This is a genomic window from Acidihalobacter aeolianus (genome assembly GCF_001753165.1).
Taxonomy (GTDB): Bacteria; Pseudomonadota; Gammaproteobacteria; order DSM-5130; family Acidihalobacteraceae; genus Acidihalobacter; species Acidihalobacter aeolianus.
In genome coordinates this window covers 92,486-115,506 of record NZ_CP017449.1, presented here as the reverse complement: position 1 = coordinate 115,506, position 23,021 = coordinate 92,486, and the positions used below count along the sequence as shown (strand labels likewise).

Below are 23,021 nucleotides of genomic sequence, written 5' to 3'. Positions count from 1 at the left end.
CCGAGGTTAGGAGCGGGGAGGGCAGGGCCACCATCCCCAAAAAAGGGGGGGCAGTCAGTGAAGGCCCAGAAACGAAGAAGCCAGCAAGACAAATAGTCTTGCTGGCTGGGAGACACCACAGAAGTGGTGTTAGTTACAAGCGATCAGAGATCGCAGGTAATTCAGGAATCGCAGAGCGAAACCTTAACCGACCGAAGTCGAAAATAACCACAAGGTAACCCGTACAGGACGGGAGAACTTGTGATCTGAAGGCGAACTATTTGCTCAAGAGCAGATAGCGCGCATTGATGGACCTCACGTCATGGTGGACGCGAGCTACGGCGGTAGTGCCCACGGCAATACCGAAAGCCACTAGTCCGAAGACTAGGGCAAGACGGATGGCAGAAGCCATCTAATCTCTCCAAATCGCTGGAAACGCAGCGAGCGTTGCAAGTGAATGAACTTGCAACTGCATTGAGCGGCATGGAGGGATAAAGAAGTCTTGGCGGGTAATGCGGCCACCCACCGCCAAAAAGAAGGGCCGCTTAGACGCGGCCCAAATGGAGCGGTCCTTGGTGGACTCGGTTACCCAGCGAGCGCCACGATTGTCGAAGCGCCGCCCGGGGGCATTCCGCCGAACGCGTGCCACTTCCCGTCTTTCTTGCCTTTGAAGACGATCGTAGGCGTGCCGTTGAAGTGGTATTCGCGCATGGTGGCCTCGTTCTCGGCAATTTGATGCGCAGCCTGCTTCATGGCCGTCGTCGGCTCAGCCATGTCAGCGGGGGTGATCCCACCCTCTTCCTCAGAAGAATTGAAGTTGATCTCGTTGTCGTTCATTGCGTTCAACGGGTCTTTCGATGACATGATGGCCACCGCCTTGCCCTGGCTGCTCTGCTTGAGGAAAGCCACTGGCAGCCAATCGATCTGCAGCTTGCCAGTCTCTACGTCGGTGCGCGTAGCAGCCCACAGCTTGTGGCAAAAGATGCAGTTTGGGTCGAAGAACGCATAGATGAGGGGTCCCTTCGTCCCATCATGAATGACCTTGCGCGTGGCCACCGCGGCGGCCAGCTTCGAGTAATTGATGGGCGTGTTGTTGGCCAGCAGCAGCTTGGCGGTTTCGTTGTGGCCGCCGGGGCCAATCAGAAGACCCAGGATCATGAACTTCTTGCCGCTCGCGTCCGTATAGAACACAGAACTGCGTCCTTGCGGCGTTTTGACGATGTAGGCCGTCAGACCGTACTGCTTGAGAGCGATCTTCTTCTCGACCTTTAGGTTGGCCATGCCGGGTATGGTCTGGGTGATTGCCGGCGCAGCCTCCGGTGCGGCGTGTTCAGCGGCCATGGCGGCTCCGCCCGCCAGGGAGAGGCCGAGGGTCATGATCAGTGATGCAGAAAGTCGCATAGCGAGATCCTCAGTATGGTAGTCGGGAAATAACGCGCAAGAGGACTTACGCGCCTCGGGGTTGGCGCAGTGCGAACAGGGCCTGATTCGCACTCTGCACAAAGGGGTTCACGCATCGCTTGAGTACGTTTTTTATCGTGCGAGTCGATGCGCCGTCTTCGATGGCGATGGCGCCCATAACAATGCCTGTTCGCCCGGTAATTGCGTTGATCTGATTCAGGTTGATGGAGGTGAACTCCATCCCCCATAGAAACTTCTTGTTGATAAAAATAATCCTCATATCGGTTAGCGCGATTAGCCAGGAATTGCCGTCCATAATTCCAGACGCAAACGAAATGACCTGCTCATCATCCAGCAACAATTCCGGGAGATGTTTGAGTTCTCGGCGAGTGAGGAAGCGATCATCGCCACTCTGCTTCGCGATGACCGCGAATTGTTCGGCGAGATCTTTTCGCGTCGCATGCTTGTAGTCGAACGTCATGACGGAACGCTCCGCACGATGAGGATGGTATAATACCATCCGTGACCAGAGATATTAACCCGCGTCCAGTAGCTATTCAGAACGACTCAGCGTTTAGAGACGGTCGATAAAGTACAAGATCACTGGCCGCTCAACACTAGATGCTTAGCCGCGTTACTGGCGCCAGGTTTGGGTGGTATTTGTGTCCAGAGCGGGTATGCAACTCCCATCACCTGGTTCAACTTGAAGTAGCCCAGATAGCGCGAGTCAAACCCTGTCCCATAGGCGTAATAGCTCCGCAAATAAACGTGCCCGGCCGGCACAGGCGAAGTCAGGTTTAAGGTTGGGAACTTATAGCCATCAAAACCCTGTTGCTTTCGCACGCCCATAAGTGAGCAGGTCTCACTGGGGATTGAGACATGTGCTGAGCCACATCTGAAAATCTTGGTACCGAATTGCTCCACATAGGCGCCAGGTAACGCGCCGACACGCTTGATGAAATACTCGTGCTCATGTGTGATGTTCTGGACGTAGGCCCACTTCGGAGCTTGGTATCGGACCACAACGATTTGTCCGATTTTGAGCGTATCAGGGTCGACACCCATATGCAGGACATACAGCCCGACCGGCATAGACTGGGTGTGGTTGAGGATGACGCGCCAGGACGTGAATTTGTTGATGCCCACCACCACCAGAAGTGGAATGGCCAGCGCCCAAACACCATAGGCTAGAGACAAAAATGCAATGCGTTTTAGTTTGGCGCCGGTCATGGTGCTTGTTCTCCCTGTCTGGCTCGCTGGGCGGCCTTCATGATGCTGATGGCCGTTTGCTCCTCTTTCTTGCTTTGCTCCTTGAAATATTGGCTGTATGAGAAGCCGGTGCTGCCTAGTTGCTCATTGACCTTCTGCATCGGCGTGGGCAAGTGCGCGAGCGTTGCAGGCAGTCCGAGCTGCTTAAGCACAGCGGCCGTGATGTCAGGGATACCAGCGACATGCGGAATCGCAACTGCCTGCCTGACGAGGATGATCGTATTGGGACCGGCGACCTTAGCCAGGGTGTCTTTCAACTGTGACGGAAACCCGTTGGGCTGTACCGCAGGAGTGCCACCACTGAGTATCTGGGCAACCGAAGCGCGCTCTGCGTTGATAATCCTGCTCATATCCACGGTTACGACTTTCACGTGCTGATTTGATATGTCGTAATTGGCCTTGAGCCCGAGCACCAGAGCCGCTGACCCGATCACGAGTGCCGCAATAGAAAATGCGCCTGACTTGGTCATCACGACTGCCCTCCCATCAACTCCGTAATACGTGCGTGAGCTAAAGCAGACACCGCCTCATCGACCGTCAAACCTTCATTTTCAAGGGCTGTCAGACGGGCATTGTCACTGGCATCGGACGTGTACACGTAATATGAGTACGGGTCGAGACAGAAGCGAACCACATTGACGCCATCCTGAGAAACAATACCCATTTCTGAAAATCCGCTACCTCGGCGGATCGATTTGAGCATGTCGATATCATATTGCTGATCGGGGATAAGCCCATTCTCTTGGGCGTATTTAATCGCGATATCTTCCTGCAGCATGATGATTTTCCATGCCGAGTTTTCATACGCAGCCATCGCGGCTGGTGATGCAGCACTGTCTTTAAGTGACTGGACAATGACGACTGCACTCGCGAGATATTTCCGCATACGGCGGAATGCTGTCTCGATAAATCTCTTTGTGGAATTACTAGAACCCGACGAGGAACTGCCCGAAAAAAGATCCCACGCTTCGTCCAAAAGACACAGCTTGTGTATAGAGCGGTCGCTTCTATACATATCACGCTCGATATATTGAATTACGAGCTGGAGCACGACGCCACGCAAGTCGAGATCTGCGTTGAGTTCTTCGAGCTCAAGGATAGTGAATCTATTTTTGAACGTAATTTCGGGCTCACCATTGAACCATGCGGCCAGGTGCCCCACTGCATAGGGCTTCATTTGAAGCGCAACATCCTGAACGCGCGGGTCCTCATGCCGAGCCATTTCCTCGTACACGTCTTTAGCACCCATCTCGCCTCCGACACGACGGAACGCTGACACGATGCAGTCTTGGACTGCCATACGCGTGTAATCACTCGGTATGGAAGTCGGGTAGGCCATTGCGATCGTAATATCACGAAGCAACGGCAGCATTTCGGCCAGCATCGTGCCTTTTTTCACGGCAGCCTTGGCGATGAGGTCATCGTCGTCATCGACTGGCTCAGAATCGCCGGGCTTTACTCGATCGGCACTCTCATCCTCATCCATCCCCCAATATGGGTTCATTGACAAAGGCTGATCAGGTCGGAATCGGATGACTTCTCCACCGAATATTTTATTGACCTTCTCGTACGAACCACCCACGTCGATCACGCGCGAGATACCGTCTCGAGCAAGCACATCTGCGATTAACTCATTACCCAGTACCGATTTACCTGAGCCGGTGCGAGCAGCGATGAAAGCGTTGTAGCCAGTCTCGGAGTTAAATAAATCGAAGAACGCCAGCTCGCCGCGCCTTGATACATAGGGAATGCCGCAATGTTCAATGCGCCCCGCCTTCTTGTTGTTCCAGGGTGCGTTACCTTGCCAGTCTCCCTGCACGATAGACGCACATGCGGCGTTGTAACTTGAAACGACGGATGCTCGACGCAAACCCTTGTTGGGTTGATCGATACTTTCGTTGTAGATCCCCGGCAATGACGCCAGGAACACCGGCAAAGTGATATGTGGTTCCCTCGACGCCCTAAAACCAGCGTTACGCATAATCTTGAGGGCCATTTCGACCTCGCTATCAGCGACATCGTTGTGCACGTAGACATTCATGCCGGTGTACATGCGCACCGCTTCATGGCGATCTCTGAGCTGCTTCAAGAAAGCATCAGTTTCGTCACGTCGTTCAAATACCTGCGGGACCATAGACTTGAACCACGCGCTATCCGACATGCACTGCTTCGAAACCATGCCGTATGCAATCTGTACCTTTCCCTTGATCTTGTCCGGATCGGGAACCTGGATATTGGTATACAGCCAAAAGGGGCTGCTGATCCGTGAGGTCTGAGCAAAGGCATCGCCAGCAACTTGCCCCATCCTTGCCAATGGCAATTCATCGGGGTAGACATCGACCGTGATCGGTACAACGCGAACATTTTTCTCAGTTGTACCTGATCTGAAATTTACAGCACCACGAGAAACGCGAATCATGGTGTCAGACTCGTGCACGCCTTCAGGGAATCCCATTTCAGACGTTTTGAGTTCGTCCAATTCTTCGGCACTGATCGAGGGATGCAGCATTTGCCGCAAGAGGCGCGTCCACTCATCTTCTTTCATCAGATGGACACCGCTGGTGCCCAATGACTTGAAAACGCCAACGGCGGATGACTGGTATTCCTGAACCAGGCGCTCGAATTCCTTGAGATCCTCGTCAGAAGCGTGATCCCCTTCAAAGGGTATCCTCGCAAAAAACATAAATCGCGAAGACCGGGGGTGAAGCGGCTCCGATGGGATGAGTGACACGTCATACATGCAGCGCTTGAAGTGATCAGCCCTGTTTATTGCAATGCTTTGTAGGACCGGGTCGTTTGTATTCGAACGCGCAGCAGCCCACGAATTCATCACATGATGAAAATCCGTTGAACACCACTGGCCAAACGTCAACACGCTATTTGTTGGAGCCTTTTTTATTAATTCCTCGATACCAGACTCTGTGTCACTACCCGCAATGGTGAACGGGGAAAAGGCGATACCAAATACAGCAGCTGCACCTGATTTGCCGTCGAGGTAGGCGACATTTCGTACTTTGTCGAATTCCTTGTAGGGCAGAAAATCAGCGAGTAGCGAGTACCGCTCAAGCAAAGCATCCGCGGCAGCCACAGGCAGTGACGACGTCGGGAGTTCTGATGTGAAATCCGCTCTTTTATCCAGCGCCCGGCGCAGCCGACGCATCATCATGCTGAGTCCGCTCATTTCGAATGCACCAAGGTTTCTTGAGGTTGAGTCGCGCCACTGTTGGTTTGACCAGAGGCCTGCTGACCTGGGGTAAAGCCAAGATCCTGCGGCTGGATTGGCCCCAACAGACCAGATGCAACGCCAGGATTCCCTAACGACCCGTAGGCCCAGTGGGAAGGCGTGCTAAAGAAGACATAACTGCCTCCGTGCATGACGCCATTTACTGCGTCGAACCAGGGGGCAATCCACACACGCCAAGGGGCACCCGGTGTGTAAACCGGCGTGCCACCGGTAGGTGGCGCCGGCAACGGGATAAACCGAGTCGGTTGTGTCTTTATCATGTGTGCGTGCGGGTGATGAATCTGTTTCGGACTGTCACCCGCAAACAGACTTTCGGTATCTCCACCGCCTTTTCTTGCCGCGGTATACGTGTCCGATACGGACGCGCAATACCCTTTTTTATCGCTCAACGGGCACCCATATCCCTGTGTTGCGCACCCAGCCAATGAGACGGCAGCTACTGGAACGATCAAGGCAAAACTCAACAAACGCATATTCATGAGTGGGCTCCAGATGTCGATGTAACAGGGGACAACGTGGACGATGCTTGCTGCGTCCCACTTGTGGTCGCTCCCGTAGTGTCATTGCCAGCGGCCGGAATCGTGCCGTCATGCGGAGCGTTCACCACGGGGTGATAAAGTCCTGTGTACAGACTCCATTTCAGACTCACGCCCTTGGTCAGCACGACCGTTGCCTTGCGACCCGGTGGCACCTCTATAACGGGGTAGATCGAAGAGGCTTCCTTGATGTACTGGCGCGCGAGGATTGAGGCGGCGCCGCCAATACCGGCGAAACCTGCACCTTTGAGGATATTGTTCGGTGAGATTGTCGCTGTGGTTGCGCCGGTCAAACTCGACGTCGTCACCGATTCGCTGGCCATACGAGCAATGGATGAAGCGCCTTGTGCAAAACCAGCCAGCAATGCTTTTGCTAGCAGTGCACCTGTGCGATTGATCACCCGCCCACGCATACCCAGCACACCGTCGGAGTCAACGACGTACCCCTGTATCGGGGAGGCGACAACACCGCCAAGGGACTGCGAAATGCAGGAGATATGCGTCAGCCGGATATAGACCCGTTCTGCGCTGAGGTTCCCGTAGCCGCTACCAATCAGGAAGCAGGCCTTGATCCCATAGCGGGCCGCGCCGGGTAGCTGCGCGTTGGATTGAACACGCATCAGAATGGGCTGGGGATTCGATCGCGTGTAGTCAGAGGTGCCTGCGTCCACACCCGTCAGCAGCGCAGCCTTGGCGAAAGATCCCGCCGGCATGTATCCCGCGTACGGGTTTTTCTTCCACTTAACCTTGAGGGTCTTCGCTTTTGCTGGCGCGTTGGCATTGGCGATTTCTAGCGGTGCGGGACCCGAACTCACACTGGCGTTGCCCGAACTCGATTCAGGCGCGTTTCCAGAATAGCCACCCGCTGGAGGCGGCGGCGGAACATATCCCCCATTCGGTTGTGGTGGCATCTTGTATGACGAAGGATTAAAGCCTGATCCAGGCGCCTTGCTGTTAGGTGGCGTCGGAGTATGTTTGCCACGCTGTTCGGCTTCACGTTGCGCCGCACTCAACTCGCCAGCTTGCTTCGACAATGCCGATTTTTCTTCATGCGCCATCCTGACCTGGGTCTGCTGCAGGTTCTGCAGCTTTGTAGTCAAGGTATCGAGTTGGCTCTGGAGCTGCTGGTTCTGAGAGGAAAGCGATTGCACGCGGTCGCTGAGCGTGCGGTCGTAGAGGTTATTGGTACCCGGAGTCGTATTGATCGGTTTCGGCGGAGGCGGCCTGTAATGCGATTGCCCGCCACCCATCATGCGGGCGATCAATATCAGCAAAACCACGCCTGCACCCGCGAACACGGCCATTCTGCCTTTCGAGGAACGTAGGAATGAGCCTGCGCTCTCAGGATTCTTGGGCTTAGTAATCTTGGGCTTTTCACTCATGCTGGGACCGCTCCAGTATCAGGATGGCCGGCGAATGTACGGGGGAGACAACATCCGCTTGTGTCAAAACCGCGACCACGCCGCTCCGGTAGAAGTCACGCGGCTCAATCGCGGTGAGTGTCTTTGAGGACAGGCGATATTCCAGGAGGGTGTACCCGCCGCTACTCCAGGCCGCCAGAGGAGAGGCTTTGATGGCACCGATGGTTGCTGCAGGAGGCAAGTGAACAGGGACCATGCCTTTGGGTTTGCCGTACATGACAGTCGAGCGCATCGCGCCGACGATCCAGTGAAGCGTTGGGGGGGTGTGCCAGTGATGGATACTGATATCGCGGCCTGGCGCATACCAGACAGGAGGCGGAGCCCCTTTTCTCTGGCGAAAACCCACGCGGATAACTTGCCCGTTCTGCAGTGAAATAAACCCGATGAGGGTGCCCTTGATGCTGTTCGGCATGAACTTGAGCAAGATTGTCTTGCCGTGATTTAGAGAGACCGCCTTACCATCGAGCTCTGTCCCTGGTGGGAACACAATTTTCGAAAAGTAATCCGGCAGATTTATTTGCGCATAACCACCATGTTCAGGAACGGTCAGAACCGGATATGAGGGAGAAGCGTGCGCGACCGTAGCAGTGGCGGCGACCAGGCCCGCCAGCGCACTAGATAGCAGGACATTACGCATTGGACTTCACCTCTTTTTCGGAAACATTGCTGATATACGGAATGCCGTCGACCCATTGATATGTGAAAGTCCACTGCATGCTTGCGCTGGACTCCGGAGCACCTTTTTGCCAACGCTCGAGGATTCCGGACAGCGTTACGGAATTGCCCCGCACCGATGTGCCATTCACAAAGAAGGTCTGTGAGAACGCTTTGTTCTCGTCGCGTTTGGCCTGATGCAACAGCACGGTTTCCTGCCCGCCTTGGTAGTCAGGAGACAGTCGCGCAATAAATCGCGCCATCTGGAATTTGACGGTACTAGGCGTCCAGGTGGTCAACAAAGACATGTCGCTGAGGGCGAGCGTCGTTAGATATTGAGCGTTTTGAATATTGACGTCCGCGGTCATTTTCACCGGGACGTGGCCACGCACAAGACCGAAGGGAATTAGTACGTTATTCACCCGGCCAGAAAGGTCCGAGATCATATGAAGTTGATACAGATTGATGAGGCCAAGAAACACGGCAATGGTGAACCAGGCGCGCTTGTCCTTCGCCTCGTTTCTCAACGCGGATAGAAATTTCATGTTGGTCGACTCCATCAAGCGGTGGGTGCCGCATTCACCTAAAAAGTGCGAGGGCCGAAAAGGGCCCCCGCAGTACCAATCAGTCAACGTACTCGGGCATGCGGACTGGTGGCATTTGCTTGTTCAACGCCGGATCAATCGGGATACCCATGGCATGCAGCACATGACTTGAGCGGCCTTTCTTGACACCGTCTTTGTTCATCCTGCCCGCCATAACCAGTACAAATGCCGAAGCAGCAATACCAATCAAAGTGGCGTGAAAAAACATCGAAAATTCGGCGATAGAAACCGCCCCGATAAATTCGGGGGGCTCCCAGAACAAAATCGGCACAGGCGCATCGAGCCCTTTGGGGACTCGATACACCGCGGACCGATTTGAAGCGCCGGCCATTTATGCGCCGACGAGGTGCGGAACCAGCTGTGCGCCTGTGACGACGTAGCTGATCACGTTGGGACCCACCATGAACACGACCGCCACGCCCAAGCCCACCAGGGCTGGTGCGAAGGTGCTACGCGACAAACCGACCACCACGCCGATTACCAGGGCGATAACGGCGAGCGCAACGGCCAGCGAGGACGTGGTCCAGTCTTCCAGCAAGCACAGCAGGCCGGTGAAGGGATCGGTCGCGGTGCCGCCCGTGGTCGAGCAGGTGCCGGCGCCGCCGGTATACGCGGAAAGGCTCTGCGCACTTGCCACGGCGACCATGGTCAGGTTGAGGGCGACGGCACCCGCCATCACTTTCGCCTTGCGGCTGTACTTCATAACGGTATTACGGAGCTTCATGGTTGGTGTACTCCACAGGTTGGCTTGTCGATGAATGCAGGGGCTGCTGGCCCCATACAGAAAACACCCGCCGGGCATAATTAATCCCGATAGATGTGGCTGCCCGCGAGGGGCCAGCGTGGTACGCAGCGACCGCCTGAAACCAATTGCCATATCGGCCGTACTCTCTACGGAGTATCCAGGCGCCTACTGCGATATTCGTGCATCGGTTACGCAGAACGTCCGCGCGGGAGATATGCAGACGCGCTAGAACGGGAAGCCAGGTAACCGAATTAATCTGCATGGGGCCGAGGTCATAGGAATCATTCGGATCCTTGACTGCTTGACCGACTCGCCCGCCTTCAATTTTTCGCACCGCGAGGATCAGACCTGCGGGGATCTGGTAACTGTTGGCTATGTTTGCGATGCAGTACATGGCGCGTAGTATAATACCATTAGGCGGATGGTATAATACTATGCAATCGGAAGCGAAATGCAACCCGGAGAGTTTTATCTAAGGAATGTGCCGAAGGGGGTGGTGTTAGCCCCGGCTAAGAAGGCGCGCAAGGCTTTGTACAATAAGTACTAATTCGCAATAAAGCGGGCCAGTAGCCCATCTTTCTAGCAAAAAGCAAAAGACCGCGCGGCGCGCGGTCTGGTGGCAGCGGGGTGATGGCGACTCGCGTTTAGTTCGCAGCGACCGGAACCTTGAGGACCTGGCCCACCATGATGTCTGATGGGTTGTCACCTATGAGCGATTTGTTTGCGGTGTAGATGATCCGCCAGTCCTTCGCGTTCCTAAGAACGTGCTTAGCTATGAGCGACAGGCTGTCCCCATTGAGGACGCGGTAGTAGAAAGTAGTGCAGTTTGCTTGCGGGAGCGGTGGTAGGTGCGCCATCTCATAATTAATCTGTCTTTGCAGACTTGCAGCATGCTGCTCTAGTGAACGCATCTTCATCGGCTTAGGCTTAGGCTTAGGCTTAGGCTTAGGCTTTGGCTTTGGCTTTGGCTGTGGCTTTGGCTGTGGTGATTGTGCAGGTATCGTGCTTTCAGCAAACAGGTGGATAGGCGCCGCTCGCGGGTGTGCTTCTTGCGTATAGCGGACACCAGAGCGATCCATGTGTGCTTCTAAGGCATGCTGATCAGACCGCGTCCCTAAGTACCAGGTATTTCCACGCTGCACCTCCACACCCTGGGTCAGGTATGGCTCGGTTGATACGATCGACGACTGTACCGAGGCTGCGTAAACATGCGCCGATATGCACAACAAGGGCAGCGGTGCCGCACTCAGGAGTTTTGATTTGAAACCCATGTCATCACCTTCGAGGTTAATGCCGAGATAGAGCCGCCCCGAGCAACAAGACTCGCTTTACCGTCCCTCAGAGCGATAAATACAGGGAAGTCACCACCACCAAACTTCTCATACAGCTTCGCAGCACGACCGACAGCGCGCACTCCGATATTCCTGGCTGTTACCGCTTGTAGGTAACGGCCCCAATACACACCAGGGGCGTTCTGTTCCAGCCAAGCCACGACGGATGCGCCATTCTTGAATTTCAGATTGGCCTCTGCTGCTTCAAACAACGCTTTACGCACCGGGCCTTCTTCACCTGGAATTAATCTGGCGGCGTAGTACATCCGCGGACCCCATATACCTGCTTCGCCATGTTCTGGCACCGGCGCAAAATCATATTCGCCACCTGCCTGCCGAACAGCATTCCGAACAGCGGCAAACTCGTGAGCATCAAAGCTCTGACAGCGTGGGCACGTGAATGCCGCGATCTGTACCAATACAAAGCGAGGTGCACCCCATGCAGTTGGGGCCAAAACCAGCAGACCACAGAGAAACAGGCGCAGGCGGTGGAATTTCACTGGCTCGTGCCCTGAGACGCAGGAACGCCTGTATTACTCGCCAATTTGGATTTTTGAGCGGTGTTGTAGTCGTTCTGGTAAAACAAACGCCAGAGCGTAAATTCACAACCGTAGTTCGCGCTCTGGAACCAACTCGTTGTCGGCGCAACATCCGAATCTGCCTTGATCAGCTCCAGGATGGACACGCTCAGATTGGCGGTCCACGGCACAGGCATGCATGCTCGCGTGATCCGCTCTGTCGGCGTACTGCCGATGATGATGTAGATGATGAAACCAGCCACCGCCAAGCTTGAGATAGAAAACAGACCCATTCCACCCCTACCCATGATGACTACTCCATGATGTGAAACATCGGTTGGTATAATACCAACTGCCACGCATAACCAACCCCGCGATACAATTCACGGGACCCAATTACTTCACGAGTACCGGCACTTGTCTGAACCCATAAGATGCCAGGAACTGACTAACACGATTCGGATTTAGTACAGAGACATTCTCGCCAGCCGAGCTCTGTTGAATCTCATAACTGAGTCCGGCCACAGTACTTCCCGCGTCGGCATTCACGATAACAGCCACACCGGGACCGATTATTCCGTAAGCTGGCAACGCATAATTGCCTCGCACCGCACCTCTGGCCGGGAACAGATCGATCCACTGTCCTTTGCTTGCACCAGACATCGCGCCCGCCGCATTGACCACACCATAAGGCGTGGGTCCGCCTATCTGATATGGCATCGCTAGGTACGGCTGTCCCGGGCTACCAAACAGAATGGTAGATAGGCGCACGGTATTGGGGTTTACAAACCCCGTCACTGCGGCATCGTAGACGCCTTGGTGCTGGCATATTTTTCCAATCAGCCCTTCGCAGGTTTGCTTCATGGGTTGATCTAGCTTGACCAGGTCAAGTCCGCTATATCGTCCGGTATACAGACGCAGGATTACCCCAGTTCGCGCGGTATCAGTGACAGGCGCCTCATCAACAAATGCGCTCGTCGTGTGTATCCATGACCGCTCGTGATATGGGACATTAAGCTGGGGCGTTACCACCGTAACCCCGCCAGTCTTGGATTCCAGCAGGATCTTCGCCTTGTACCCGGGCGTGACATCAAAGTACCCCGAGCGCCCAGTAATCTCTTCTACGAACCACCCGCCGTGCGGCGTAGGGGATGCAAAGGGCACGCCTTGCGGGCCTGATACCTGGCGCCCACTCTCGCTATACCCAACGTACCGGTAGAGCACGGGTTGTGATGTGGTGCCCTCTGTTTCCTGCAGGTAGATCGCCTTGCCTGTGTTCACGACCTGTGTGAAGGGTGACGTTACGAAATAGCCGACCTGATGTTCGAGCGCACCTTTAACAGAGACCCGATAAAACACGATGCCGGGCCGCTGGAGAGGCATGGGCTGCCCGCTGACCCGCAGATTGTTTTCGCGGATCGCCACAAGATACCCTCCCCTTGATTTCACGAAGCTCGCAACATTTGCGATCTCCCCTCGTAAATACAAAGGTCGCCCATTGATATAGAGGTGTGCCTGTCCATCACCGGTATAGGCGGCAGGAACCCATACCGTGGCGGGGTGTTCGAGATCCGCAGGGAGCGGGGCCTGGGTTTTGTTTACTTGGTAAACATAGTGCTTATGTATTGGGCTGGCGTTACCCACACTTTCCAGAGCGCGGCCAAAAGCATTCAGACCCCCGGTGGTCCCTGCGCACCCGCCTAACAAGACAACCGATGCCATCAATCCACTGATCGCTACAAACGACTTCATGAGCTGCCTCCGTAGAATAGTATTATACCATGCGTTGTAGGCGATCTTAGACGCTCTCGCAGCACAAGGACAAGTGCGAACGGCTGCATTGTGCATTGCCGTAGACGGGAGGGCATGACATGAACCACACGTTATTCCTAGACAATCGCCTACCTGGCCAGGATGAGCAGGAAGAGGTTTACGGGATTTCAACACGAGAGTTGCGCGCGATCATGCGTGACTCAGAAAGACTTGAGACTGTCGAGGCCGCCAAGTCTTACCTCGACCAGATCAGGGGGGCATCGACGCCGCCTCCTGATCTACTTCAATAGCTCCGCACGCTCAAGGCACTAGCCTTGAGCGTTTTTATTGGGTTAATTATTTGGAGCTTAGAATTTCGGCCCGTTCTTTTTCATGTTTTCGATGTTTTCTTCTTCTTCGACATGCCAATAAAGAGCCGTCGTATTGATGTTTTCGTGACCCAACAGTGATTGCACGCTTCTCATGGTATTGTCTTTGTCGTTGGCAAGCACTGTGGCAAAGCGATGTCTCAACCAGTGAGCCGTCGCGACACGTAGCCGTTTTGCGCTGTCTTCACCTTTAGGGGGGTGCGCCTCCGCGCGCACGGCCGCCATCCTGAACACCGATGACACCATTTCGCCTACATAGCCTGGTGTCATTTTGCTGGCGTTGTCGTAGCTCTTGCATATCAGAGCCGTTGTATCCTCACTATCAGGTAGTGGGGTCATGTGAAGGTGTGTGCGCCACTCGATCAACGCTTCAATAAGCCGGTCTGTGGCCGGAACCTGGCGAGTCTTGCCACGCTTTCCAGTGATCATGACCATCCATACGCCGCCAATCCGGACGAAGTGACACATCTGGTGGATCGCCGCTTCGCTGATACGCATGCCTGTAAACCGGATGAGCTGAAACGCCCACCGGGTCCGCGGATCGACCTCTCGCAACACCTGATCCACATACTTCATGTCTTCCGTCGTCAGATGCCGTTCTCCCTTGAATCTGAAGCGCGTGGCGGACTTGATTTCAGCGTCATCGACCTTGCCGGCACGGCGAGGCATGAACTTGACTGGGTTGGCATCCAGATACCTTGCATCGACCAAGTATGTGAAGAGGGCGCCGAGCACGACGATGGCGTGTTTAATGGACTGCGGTGACATGCCGGCCTTTGCGAACGGTCGCCACTCCGGATTGATCGTGTTATTCCGGATTTTCTTTGCCCTGTTCACATTGATCCAGGAAGCCGGGGGGGCAGCAAGAAAATCTCGATATTCACTCAGGTCACTGCCCGTCAGCGAGGACATCGGCTTACGGGCGATCTCAATGCACCATTTCAGGAGACGGTAGCACTCCTTACGATAGACTCGGACCGTGCGCGTATTCTCGTTGTGCTTGTGCAGAAAGGCGTTGATTGCTTCGAGGTCGTTGTTGGCCTCGATCATTTTGGGTCTTCGTATGCTGCCATCATCGAGGCGCTGCCGGTTTACGCCCTGGCTCCCATCTAGCAAGGGACCAAGCCGGCTGATCAGCGTGGCGCTGGCCTCCGTGATAGACAGCGTATCTTGATCGGGTGCAAAGCTCGGCTCGATCGCTTGGCTGGTGTCTTCAATATCACCTGCCATCAAGCTCACCTGGCCTTGCTGGCCCCATGCTTAGTTTTTTCAACGATTTCGTCAGCTTCAGCACGACTTTTGCACCACCAGCTACCGCGAATTGGGTCCCATCGCGCACCCGATCGCCTCAGCAGACCACGGTACGGATATGTCTGTCCAACCACGAAGTGTTTGCGACCTTCTGACCTCACACGCAAAACCATGCCATGCCCCTCCACTGTAATACCGTACCAAAATAATCGCAAGTCACTGAAAACAAAAGACAAAGGACATTATGAGGTGGCGCCAGATCACCGGAACACATAGCGCGCGTCGTTGACAGCATTCTTTGACCGAAACCACTGACCCAGCTCGTCGTAACCAAAGAAAAAACTAATAAAAAACAGGTAGATACACGGGTTTCCAAGTAAATCTTTAATCATGTGGCCAGTGTTGGAAAGCGCGTAACCGGCCTGCCTTTAAAGATAACATGCATTATCACAAAAGCTGAACATTGAAACCACTATAAACGCGGTGATACGCTGTTACGTAACGCCATATTATGTCGTTTTTAGGCCCGCACCCGATTCAGAGGCCCCTGTCTATGCGCGTTTCACGTGAAGAAGCCATCCAGAGAGGCTGGATTCGCTGTGAGGACACACCAGAGGTCCCGAACCAAAGCAGACGGAGCAAAAAGTCAGATATCGAGGCGGAAGAACAGGTAGTGGTGGTCGATCAATTCCGTGTGGAGTACGCGGACGTCGGATATTTGCTCATCCACATACCGAACGGCGGTTCACGTAAGAATCGCTATGAGGGGTGGCGACTCAAGCGACAGGGTGCGCGCAAGGGGGTGAGTGACCTGTTGCTGCCTGTGGCCAGAGGCGGGTTCCACATGCTCTGGATCGAGTTCAAAGCGCGGCCGCCATTCGATGCCCCCGTCACACCGCACCAGGCTGAGTGGATTCGATTAATGCGCGAACAAGGATGTCAGGCACAAGTCTGTCTAGGCGTTGACGCCGCTATGGCGTGCCTTCGCACCTATATGGCCATGCCGCCTACCGTGGTCATGATGCCTTCGGAGCGATAGTGCATTGACCTACTGCAGATTCAGTGATGACGACTATCAGTGCGATGTGCTCGTCTACAACAATGTCCACGGCACGATCACCATTCAAGTCGCGTCCATGCGCCGGATATATACAACGACGCTGCCGCCCAGGGTTCCCTTTTCAATTGCTACCGTGGAAGCCTGGATGGAGCGCGAAAACACCATGCGCGAGATTCGTAGACGGCACTGCATCAGTGAACGCATTGGCTATTCCTACGATGGACACGTCCTCAGAGCAAAAACACCGCTGGATGCCCTAGAAGCCCTTGAATTACTCAGGCATATCGGTTATCGAGTTCCTCAGTATGCGATCGATGCGCTTCGCACCGAACATGCGAAAGCGAACCCAACCGAAGACGGTTCTCAACGCGAGGATGATGATGATGATGATGAGTAGCCAAGCCCAACGACCCTTGTTTGCCTTTCGTCAACTCTATCTGGGCCTGGCTGCCGGCCCCGTCGGCATGTTCTGGATGATCGCTGATAACTACCGCGCCTTGGGTAAGCGATCCCACGCGGTGAGCACCTACTTGCTCGCCGCTCTGTTGTTCATGATCGTGGTCACCGATTTTTCGGTGATCAAGGTGCCACACATGCACTTCTCCATTCCAATTGCGGCGGGGATCATGTTGTGGGTGGGCTACACCTATAAGACCGATCAGAACAAGGAGATCGAGGAGGCTGAATTCAATGGCGGGCCCTGGCACAGCACAAATGCCTGCCTGAGCCGCATCCTGCTGGCCTACCTCGCCCAGTTCATTGCGCTCGTGCTGATGGCAGCCACCGTCCTATTCCTCATCCGCGCCGGCTTCTAAGGCCTAAACATGCACCTTTACATCGAACCCAATGCCGGTACCCAGCCTGTTGTCCAGGTCATCGAGGACGCCCGCAAGTCCGTCGACCTGAATGTGTATTACCTATCCGATAAGCAAATCCTACGCGCGCTGCACGCGGCCGCGCGCCGTGGGGTCGAGGTACGCGTGATGCTTGATCGGCACCCATACCGCATGAGGCGCTACAAGATCGAGCGTGAGTATCGTGAAGTCGAGGCGACAGGCGCCAAGGTGAAGTTCTCCCCGGATAGATTCCGATATGATCACGCGAAGTACGTGTGCTCGCTTTCTCGGTGCGAAATAGGTACGGCCAACTATTCCTGGTCCGCCTTTCACCGCAACCGCGAATATCTACTCACCTCCGACGCAACTCCGGTGGTGCAAGCGGCTCGGGCCGTATTCAATGCAGACTGGCATGAGACGCGCGCCGGCACCGCACCGCGGCGCGTACTCGTTCTGTCGCCCGGCAGTACCGCGGCGCTGGTAGAGGCGATTCGCCAGCCAGGACCGGTCGATATCGAGCAGGAGGAGTTGGATACCGACCGCCCGATCATGCGGGCCTTACGTGACGGCGGGGACCGCATCCGTCTCATCCTGCCGCACAGTGCCGAGCGAGCGGACCGGCAGCGTATCCGAGAGCTGCGTCAGAGCGGTGTACGTATCCGTTTCATGCCGCGGTCTACCTACATGCACGCAAAGCTCATTCTGGGTCGCCATATGGCTTTTGTCGGGTCTGAGAATTTCTCGTGGAACTCGCTCAACCACAACCGAGAAATGGGCCTGCTGTTCAACGGCAGTCCGCTCGAGAAAGCGCGCCGACAGTTTGACCACGACTGGCGGCAGGCGAGCTGAAAAGCAAGCAAGGAGGAATGACCATGGCCCTTGATACCGCCTTCTTCGAGGGCGTCGTTGGCGTCGTGAACCGCTATGTGCTTCTGAACAAAAAGTTGCTCGATCCGCGTATTGACCTGGTCACCCATTCAATCTCTGGTGAATTGACGTGGGGTTATCCTGGCCGCGGGCCAGCACAGCTCGCGCTTGCTATGCTGTGCGCCGTCTACGACGACGACATCGCGCTGCTGCATCACGAACAATACAAGGAACAAGTCATCGCCCATATGCCGCCGAACAAGCCATGGTTCCTGAGTGCGGCTGAGGTTCAGCGGGTTGTCGATGACATCCGCGGCAAGCGTGAATTCTAAATACAAAGGATCAGCCAGCATGGCTCTGCCCGCCGACATCACCCAGGGAGAAGTGTTCCAGGTCTGCGATGAACTGATGCAGTCTGGGACATGGGTGACCAACAAAGTCGTCCACAAGACCCTCGGCCGCGGTTCACTCTCCACAGTGAACAAATACACCAAGCTCTGGCAGCAAAAGTACCTGGAAAGTCTCCACCAGGAAGGCGAGGATCAGGGAATTGCAGCGCCCAAGGCCGTGATGGATATCGCTGGCCAAATCTATGAAGTCGCGCTCGAGCAGGCCTTTGCGCAAGCCAAAAGAGATTTTGAAGGGCGTGAGCAGGCACTGGCTGAGGAACGCCAGAAGATCGAGCAGGTGCGTGTCGAGGCGATCGACAAGGTCGATCAGGCCGACCGAGCCCTCATCTCCGAAAGAGCTGCTAGAGAGCAGATTCAGAACAGCCTCAACAATGAGCGCGAAGCTAGCGCAAAGCTCAGCGATAAACTGCGTACAGCACTGGACGAACTGGTCTCACTATCGGAGATCCACAAGAATCTCCAGACCACGCTGACCAACACACAGGCCGAACAGGAAGATGAGCGCCGCCAGGCAGCCGAAGCGTTGTCCAAGGAGCAAAAGCGAAGCGATGCGCTCGAGCGCCAGCTAACCGCTCGGTATGAGGAGGAGGCTGCGCGAACACGAGAGGCGATCGCGAACGTGAAACGCCTGGAACACGAACTTAAGACCGCCCAGGCTCGGATCGATAGTCAGACTGAGCACCTGCTGAAGGCCGAGCGTGAGCGGGCGGAGATCAGTGCCTCGGCAGCTGGCTTGAGGGTTGATGTCGAGGCTTTGCAACAGGACAAGGAACAGCTAATTCGGAAGCTGGAAACCTGCACCGCCCAGCTCGATGCAGCCAATCAGGAGCGTGCGTCACTCGCCGGCGAACTCAAGGCTACAGTCAGCGAACTTGGCCGTGCGCGAGCGGATCTGGAAGCCCAAACCCAAAGGGCGAGCGAGGCGGCCGCCGCCGTGGAGGCCTTGGCTCGTGAGTTGAAGAAGAAAACACGCACCCAAAAGGCATGACCCAGCTCAATGTGCCATTCCAGGAGAAGGAAGCCGCCAAGGCGCTGGGCGCCCGGTGGAACCCCGCCGCAAGGCAGTGGTACGTGCCCGAAGGCGTGTCCCTCGAACCTTTCTCGAAGTGGTTGCCGGCCGAAGTAGCGCAGACCCTCCCCGATGTCCTACCGACACCCGGCATAGGCCTGACTGAATATCTGGCTCGCCTCAGCGCCGCGGTGGCCAAAGCGGCACCCAAGCCAGAATGGGTCCGCGTCGAGGTCTCTGAACTGCGTGAGCGCAACGGCTCGGTCTACCTGCAGTTCGTTGAACATGCCGGCGGAGATCGGGGCACATTGATGTCCAAAGCTACCGGTGTCATCTGGGAGAGCCACAAGGCTGTCGTTGAACGTTTCTGCCGAGAAACGGGCGCATCGCTGGCCGCCGGCATCAAACTGCTCGTTGAAGTCCAAGCCAAGTTCGATACGAAGTTCGGCGTCTCGCTCATTGTTTCGAATATCGACCCTGCTTATACGCTGGGCGACATGGCGGCGAAGTTGCGCAAGATCGAGCAGACCTTGCGCGCCGAGGGTGTCTTCGAGCTCAATCGTCAGAAAGCACCACCCACTGAGTTTACCCGGGTGCTGGTGATTGCCCCCGTCGGGGCCGCCGGCCTGGGTGACTTCCGGCGAGATGCGGATCGACTGCAGGAGCTGGGCCTGGTTCACTTCGAGTATTTTGAGGCCTTGTTCCAGGGCGAGCGCGCGCCGGGCGAGATCCGTGATCAGATCCGCATCGCAACAGAGTACGCCATCATCAAGCCGGCCGACGCCCTGGTAATCATTCGTGGCGGCGGGGCCGTATCCGACCTGCACTGGCTCAATGACGAGGATCTGGCGCGCGCTGTGTGTACGGCCACGATCCCGGTATTCACCGGCATCGGGCACGAGCGGGACGAAACCATCCTTGACCGCGTCGCAGCACGGCGGTTCGACACCCCATCAAAAGTGATTGGGCACATCGCGCAACGGGTAATCGCCAACGCCACAGAGGCTCAAGACCACTACCGCACCATCTGCGGTCAAGCTCAGCGCCAGCTAGATCTCGCAGCAGAGATGTCGCTGCGATATATCGAGCAGGTGCGCGCCGGCACGAGTCACCAGATAGACCTGCAGGCCGACCGTGCCATGGCCTGGCACGCTGCCGTCACGACAGGAGCAGGTAACCTGGTTGAGCAGATGGCGCAAACTACCGCACATCTCTCTGAGGCGATCGGGCAAGGCGCCAAGAGCAAGCTCGAGGCGGCTGACCAACGGGCAGCGCGTCAGTATTCCGAGATTCGAGAGACGGCGAGTCGGCGACTTACCGAGGAATGCCATCGCGCCGAAACACTCCATCGAACCGTCCTCCAGCTCGCCAATCAGATTATCGACCAGGTGGCCGGGCATGCAGATGATTCCGTGCGCGTCACGCGTGAGCGCGTATCCGTGCGAATCGAGCGAGCGGCCGAGCAGGCGCGCAGTCTTATTGAAATCACGTTGGGGCTCGGACCTGCCGCAACCGTGCAGCGGGGCTATGTGATCGCACGGGATCAGGCGGGCAATGTGGTCACGAGCCAGACCAGGGCCGCGCAACAGAAAATACTCGAACTCGAATTTCGCGACGGAAGAGTCACCGTCACGCCAGTACAGGAGCAGTGAACATGTCCGACCCCACCAGCTTCAAAGAAGCCTACGCCGAACTCAAGGCCAATGCAGATCGGCTGCGCACCCAGCAGGAGATCGACATCGATGAACTGGTCCCGCTGGTCGAACGTTCCAGCAAGGCATACACCGTGGTCAAGGAACGGATTGAGTCTGCGAGAAAGGCCCTGGCGGAGCACCTGCCGGCCGAGGAGTAGTAAAAAAGCGACCAGCAAAGACTGGTTGCTTCGATTGAAATAATGGACTTAATGCGGTTTCTGCTTGCGCTTGTCGTATTTCTCATCAGCCCAATTGTTGAACTTGGGCACAAAATAGACAAGGGCGGCCGATACGACAAAGATGATTGTTACAAGCACCATGAAGCCCGTATTGATACTCATTACTCACCTCCGTTTCGGATTTCGACCGACCCAATAACCATGATTATGCTGACGCCAGTCAGTCCATGCGGGGACCAGCCATTGAATCGCCCGTACCTTGAGGTTGCGCTCAATTCGAACTGCAACCTCGAAGTGTGTACCCTTTATTGGTGGGCATGAACTGGCAGGTGAGCAGGATCGTACCTCCCGGCTGAACGGCCATCCTGGCGGGGTTGTACGAGGTCGTAAGCTCGGCCAGTTTTAACAAAGCCTTTCCGGTGGACGGGCCGGAGATATAGTGAAACGTTAACTTGATATGAGCGGTGATGTTGCCGTTCTTGTTGGTGGTTTTGGAGTAGCTGACGACTTTATCCAGTTTCGGGGCCAGGAGAGGCACCTCTCGCGGGGCATCGATCACTCTGGCGGGGAAACCCTTTTGGAAGGCCGGAGTCACTCGGTACAGGTTGATCCCGGTCATGTGTTTTACCGAGAAATCGCCAGCGGATGTCAGTTCGGCCAGGACCTTATCCTTGGCCGATCCAGGTGTAACCTTGTAATGCTCGGCGCCAGCTAGGATCATTGTTCCCGTTGGTCCCCTGGTCAGACTTTGGTCGAACCAAATGGGTATATATACACTCCATTTTCCCGGCTGACTTTTGAAGCTGTTGTTGACGGCGTTGGCTATTTTGTCCGATGTTCTGCCAGAGCACGCGCTAAGGCTCGCTGCCAGCGTCATGGCAAGACCTATCGCAGACAGATGCTTAGGGGCCGCTCCCCATTCGACTTTCAACATCTATATCTTCTCCTTATTGGGTTGATCCGTTTTTATCCCGCGGCCAATTATGCCCCCTTCTCGTCGGTATGCGGTGCGATCTTCGGCACCGATTGGCCTGCGGTTTCAACGGCCTATGGACTTCAAAGCTACGCTTGCCGTGTCATCTTGTTGCGGGGGCCCTCAGCAAAAAGCGTTGCGAGTTTCATCTCTGAAACTGGGTGGTAGACCGTCACCGACTCGCCAGAGAGCGCGAATACGATGCCGAGTTCTTCGGTGTGCGCATTGAGAATTATTCACACAAGTCCTTTAATACATTACAGAGACATAGCGTCTTTGCGAACCCGGCGGCCATCCGGGACAGGAGCATGACATGATCGATCGAGGTACATCCCGGTTGGATTCTTGCCTCGGTCACGTCGACGCGCTAATGTCGCCCCGAGTTAAGCAGCAACCGGCTTCACCACTTCCATACTTGAGGACCCAGGACATGATGAAACTCAAAATTATGATCCCGGCGCTTTTCCTCGCTCTGGCAGCGGGTAGCGCGGTTGCAGCACAAAAGGATCCGGCACTGACACCGACCACTCCGTATCAGCAGCAGGTTCTTTGCACGCAGGTAGCTCAACTCAACGGGGCTGCCTATCAGATGAAAGAAGCCGGTGTGCCGATGCCCGTCAGAGTCGCGGTGATCTTCCATATGTTTGCCGACCCGAACGGATCTACATCAAACTCTTCATTTACCACGATCGGTGCTGACTATATCCAAAATGTGGTTCGGAACTACCAGCAAACAGGTAAATGGTCTGGTATACCCAAGTACGTAGCCCTTGCCAAAATGGATTGGCGCTTAGCTGAGAATCTGGATAGTTTCCCGCGAGGGGAAAATCTCTATCGTCAGGCATACATGCGATGCATCGCAAATCATCCGATTGCCAAGTAGAGGTACTTGATATCC

The 23,021-nt window shown here is 55.5% G+C and carries 28 protein-coding genes; 9 read left to right on the top strand and 19 right to left on the bottom strand.

Features of this window, described 5'->3' with window-relative positions:
* Positions 1-564: 564 nt before the first annotated feature.
* The 17 genes from dsbG to BJI67_RS16185 form a co-directional block, all read right to left on the bottom strand.
* A complete protein-coding gene (dsbG, locus tag BJI67_RS16260) occupies positions 565-1,356 on the bottom strand; it encodes a thiol:disulfide interchange protein DsbG (protein WP_197513421.1) in 792 nt (263 codons plus the stop codon).
* 70 nt (positions 1,357-1,426) lie between these two features.
* Positions 1,427-1,861: a PH domain-containing protein gene (locus BJI67_RS16255; protein WP_197513420.1), complete on the bottom strand. Its 435-nt coding sequence runs from the start codon at positions 1,859-1,861 to the stop codon at positions 1,427-1,429.
* Between the two features lie 119 nt (positions 1,862-1,980).
* Positions 1,981-2,610, bottom strand: coding sequence for a S26 family signal peptidase (locus BJI67_RS16250; protein ID WP_070074313.1), 630 nt, complete (start codon positions 2,608-2,610; stop codon positions 1,981-1,983).
* Positions 2,607-3,122: a hypothetical protein gene (locus BJI67_RS16245; protein ID WP_156782262.1), complete on the bottom strand. Its 516-nt coding sequence runs from the start codon at positions 3,120-3,122 to the stop codon at positions 2,607-2,609. The genes BJI67_RS16250 and BJI67_RS16245 overlap by 4 nt, the downstream gene beginning before the upstream one ends.
* A complete protein-coding gene (locus tag BJI67_RS16240; protein ID WP_070074311.1) occupies positions 3,119-5,830 on the bottom strand; it encodes a TraC family protein in 2,712 nt (903 codons plus the stop codon). Before BJI67_RS16240 ends, BJI67_RS16245 begins: the two co-directional genes overlap by 4 nt.
* Positions 5,827-6,372 (bottom strand): TraV family lipoprotein, encoded by a 546-nt coding sequence (locus BJI67_RS17660; protein WP_156782261.1) that lies wholly within the window; start codon positions 6,370-6,372, stop codon positions 5,827-5,829. The genes BJI67_RS16240 and BJI67_RS17660 overlap by 4 nt, the downstream gene beginning before the upstream one ends.
* Positions 6,369-7,811, bottom strand: coding sequence for a TraB/VirB10 family protein (locus tag BJI67_RS16235; protein ID WP_070074310.1), 1,443 nt, complete (start codon positions 7,809-7,811; stop codon positions 6,369-6,371). Before BJI67_RS16235 ends, BJI67_RS17660 begins: the two co-directional genes overlap by 4 nt.
* On the bottom strand, positions 7,804-8,487 hold the full coding sequence (locus BJI67_RS16230; RefSeq protein WP_070074309.1) for a hypothetical protein: 684 nt from the start codon (positions 8,485-8,487) through the stop codon (positions 7,804-7,806). The genes BJI67_RS16235 and BJI67_RS16230 overlap by 8 nt, the downstream gene beginning before the upstream one ends.
* Positions 8,480-9,049, bottom strand: a complete 570-nt coding sequence (locus tag BJI67_RS16225; protein ID WP_197513419.1) for a TraE/TraK family type IV conjugative transfer system protein — start codon at positions 9,047-9,049, stop codon at positions 8,480-8,482. Before BJI67_RS16225 ends, BJI67_RS16230 begins: the two co-directional genes overlap by 8 nt.
* Before the next feature lie 79 nt (positions 9,050-9,128).
* On the bottom strand, positions 9,129-9,440 hold the full coding sequence (locus tag BJI67_RS16220) for a type IV conjugative transfer system protein TraL (RefSeq protein ID WP_070074307.1): 312 nt from the start codon (positions 9,438-9,440) through the stop codon (positions 9,129-9,131).
* On the bottom strand, positions 9,441-9,833 hold the full coding sequence (locus BJI67_RS16215; protein WP_070074306.1) for a hypothetical protein: 393 nt from the start codon (positions 9,831-9,833) through the stop codon (positions 9,441-9,443).
* Positions 9,820-10,248: a lytic transglycosylase domain-containing protein gene (locus BJI67_RS18360; RefSeq protein ID WP_083251040.1), complete on the bottom strand. Its 429-nt coding sequence runs from the start codon at positions 10,246-10,248 to the stop codon at positions 9,820-9,822. The genes BJI67_RS16215 and BJI67_RS18360 overlap by 14 nt, the downstream gene beginning before the upstream one ends.
* A gap of 250 nt (positions 10,249-10,498) precedes the next feature.
* Positions 10,499-11,125 (bottom strand): LysM peptidoglycan-binding domain-containing protein, encoded by a 627-nt coding sequence (locus tag BJI67_RS17655; protein WP_156782260.1) that lies wholly within the window; start codon positions 11,123-11,125, stop codon positions 10,499-10,501.
* Complete coding sequence (locus tag BJI67_RS17650) at positions 11,101-11,685, bottom strand: hypothetical protein (protein ID WP_156782259.1); 585 nt, start codon at positions 11,683-11,685, stop codon at positions 11,101-11,103. The genes BJI67_RS17655 and BJI67_RS17650 overlap by 25 nt, the downstream gene beginning before the upstream one ends.
* Positions 11,682-11,996 (bottom strand): hypothetical protein, encoded by a 315-nt coding sequence (locus BJI67_RS16200; protein WP_070074303.1) that lies wholly within the window; start codon positions 11,994-11,996, stop codon positions 11,682-11,684. The genes BJI67_RS17650 and BJI67_RS16200 overlap by 4 nt, the downstream gene beginning before the upstream one ends.
* Before the next feature lie 103 nt (positions 11,997-12,099).
* Complete coding sequence (locus BJI67_RS16195; protein ID WP_070074302.1) at positions 12,100-13,455, bottom strand: hypothetical protein; 1,356 nt, start codon at positions 13,453-13,455, stop codon at positions 12,100-12,102.
* 368 nt (positions 13,456-13,823) lie between these two features.
* A complete protein-coding gene (locus BJI67_RS16185) occupies positions 13,824-15,074 on the bottom strand; it encodes a tyrosine-type recombinase/integrase (RefSeq protein WP_070074300.1) in 1,251 nt (416 codons plus the stop codon).
* Positions 15,075-15,606: 532 nt separating this feature from the next.
* On the opposite strand from BJI67_RS16185, the gene BJI67_RS18355 reads away from it, so the two are divergent.
* The 8 genes from BJI67_RS18355 to xseB are packed head-to-tail and all read left to right on the top strand — an operon-like array spanning position 15,607 to position 21,129.
* Complete coding sequence (locus tag BJI67_RS18355) at positions 15,607-16,134, top strand: VRR-NUC domain-containing protein (RefSeq protein ID WP_083251039.1); 528 nt, start codon at positions 15,607-15,609, stop codon at positions 16,132-16,134.
* Between the two features lie 4 nt (positions 16,135-16,138).
* Positions 16,139-16,552, top strand: a complete 414-nt coding sequence (locus BJI67_RS17645; protein WP_156782258.1) for a hypothetical protein — start codon at positions 16,139-16,141, stop codon at positions 16,550-16,552.
* Positions 16,533-16,970: a hypothetical protein gene (locus tag BJI67_RS16175; protein ID WP_156782257.1), complete on the top strand. Its 438-nt coding sequence runs from the start codon at positions 16,533-16,535 to the stop codon at positions 16,968-16,970. Before BJI67_RS17645 ends, BJI67_RS16175 begins: the two co-directional genes overlap by 20 nt.
* Positions 16,971-16,979: 9 nt before the next feature.
* Entirely contained in the window at positions 16,980-17,840 is an 861-nt protein-coding gene (locus BJI67_RS16170) for a phospholipase D-like domain-containing protein (protein ID WP_070074298.1), read from the top strand.
* 23 nt (positions 17,841-17,863) lie between these two features.
* Positions 17,864-18,190, top strand: coding sequence for a DUF6166 domain-containing protein (locus tag BJI67_RS16165; RefSeq protein ID WP_070074297.1), 327 nt, complete (start codon positions 17,864-17,866; stop codon positions 18,188-18,190).
* Positions 18,191-18,209: 19 nt separating this feature from the next.
* Entirely contained in the window at positions 18,210-19,256 is a 1,047-nt protein-coding gene (locus BJI67_RS16160) for a DNA-binding protein (RefSeq protein ID WP_070074296.1), read from the top strand.
* Complete coding sequence (xseA, locus tag BJI67_RS16155) at positions 19,253-20,929, top strand: exodeoxyribonuclease VII large subunit (RefSeq protein WP_070074295.1); 1,677 nt, start codon at positions 19,253-19,255, stop codon at positions 20,927-20,929. The genes BJI67_RS16160 and xseA overlap by 4 nt, the downstream gene beginning before the upstream one ends.
* A gap of 2 nt (positions 20,930-20,931) precedes the next feature.
* A complete protein-coding gene (gene xseB / locus BJI67_RS16150) occupies positions 20,932-21,129 on the top strand; it encodes an exodeoxyribonuclease VII small subunit (RefSeq protein ID WP_070074294.1) in 198 nt (65 codons plus the stop codon).
* A gap of 48 nt (positions 21,130-21,177) precedes the next feature.
* Here xseB and BJI67_RS18160 read toward each other — a convergent pair whose 3' ends face one another.
* The gene (locus tag BJI67_RS18160; protein ID WP_269449633.1) at positions 21,178-21,312 is read right to left on the bottom strand and encodes a hypothetical protein; all 135 of its coding nucleotides are present in this window, start codon (positions 21,310-21,312) and stop codon (positions 21,178-21,180) included.
* Positions 21,313-21,421: 109 nt separating this feature from the next.
* The gene (locus tag BJI67_RS16145) at positions 21,422-22,084 is read right to left on the bottom strand and encodes a hypothetical protein (protein WP_070074293.1); all 663 of its coding nucleotides are present in this window, start codon (positions 22,082-22,084) and stop codon (positions 21,422-21,424) included.
* A 469-nt stretch (positions 22,085-22,553) separates the two neighbouring features.
* Between BJI67_RS16145 and BJI67_RS16140 the strand changes: the two genes are divergently transcribed.
* Positions 22,554-23,006, top strand: coding sequence for a hypothetical protein (locus BJI67_RS16140; protein WP_070074292.1), 453 nt, complete (start codon positions 22,554-22,556; stop codon positions 23,004-23,006).
* Positions 23,007-23,021 lie beyond the last annotated feature (15 nt).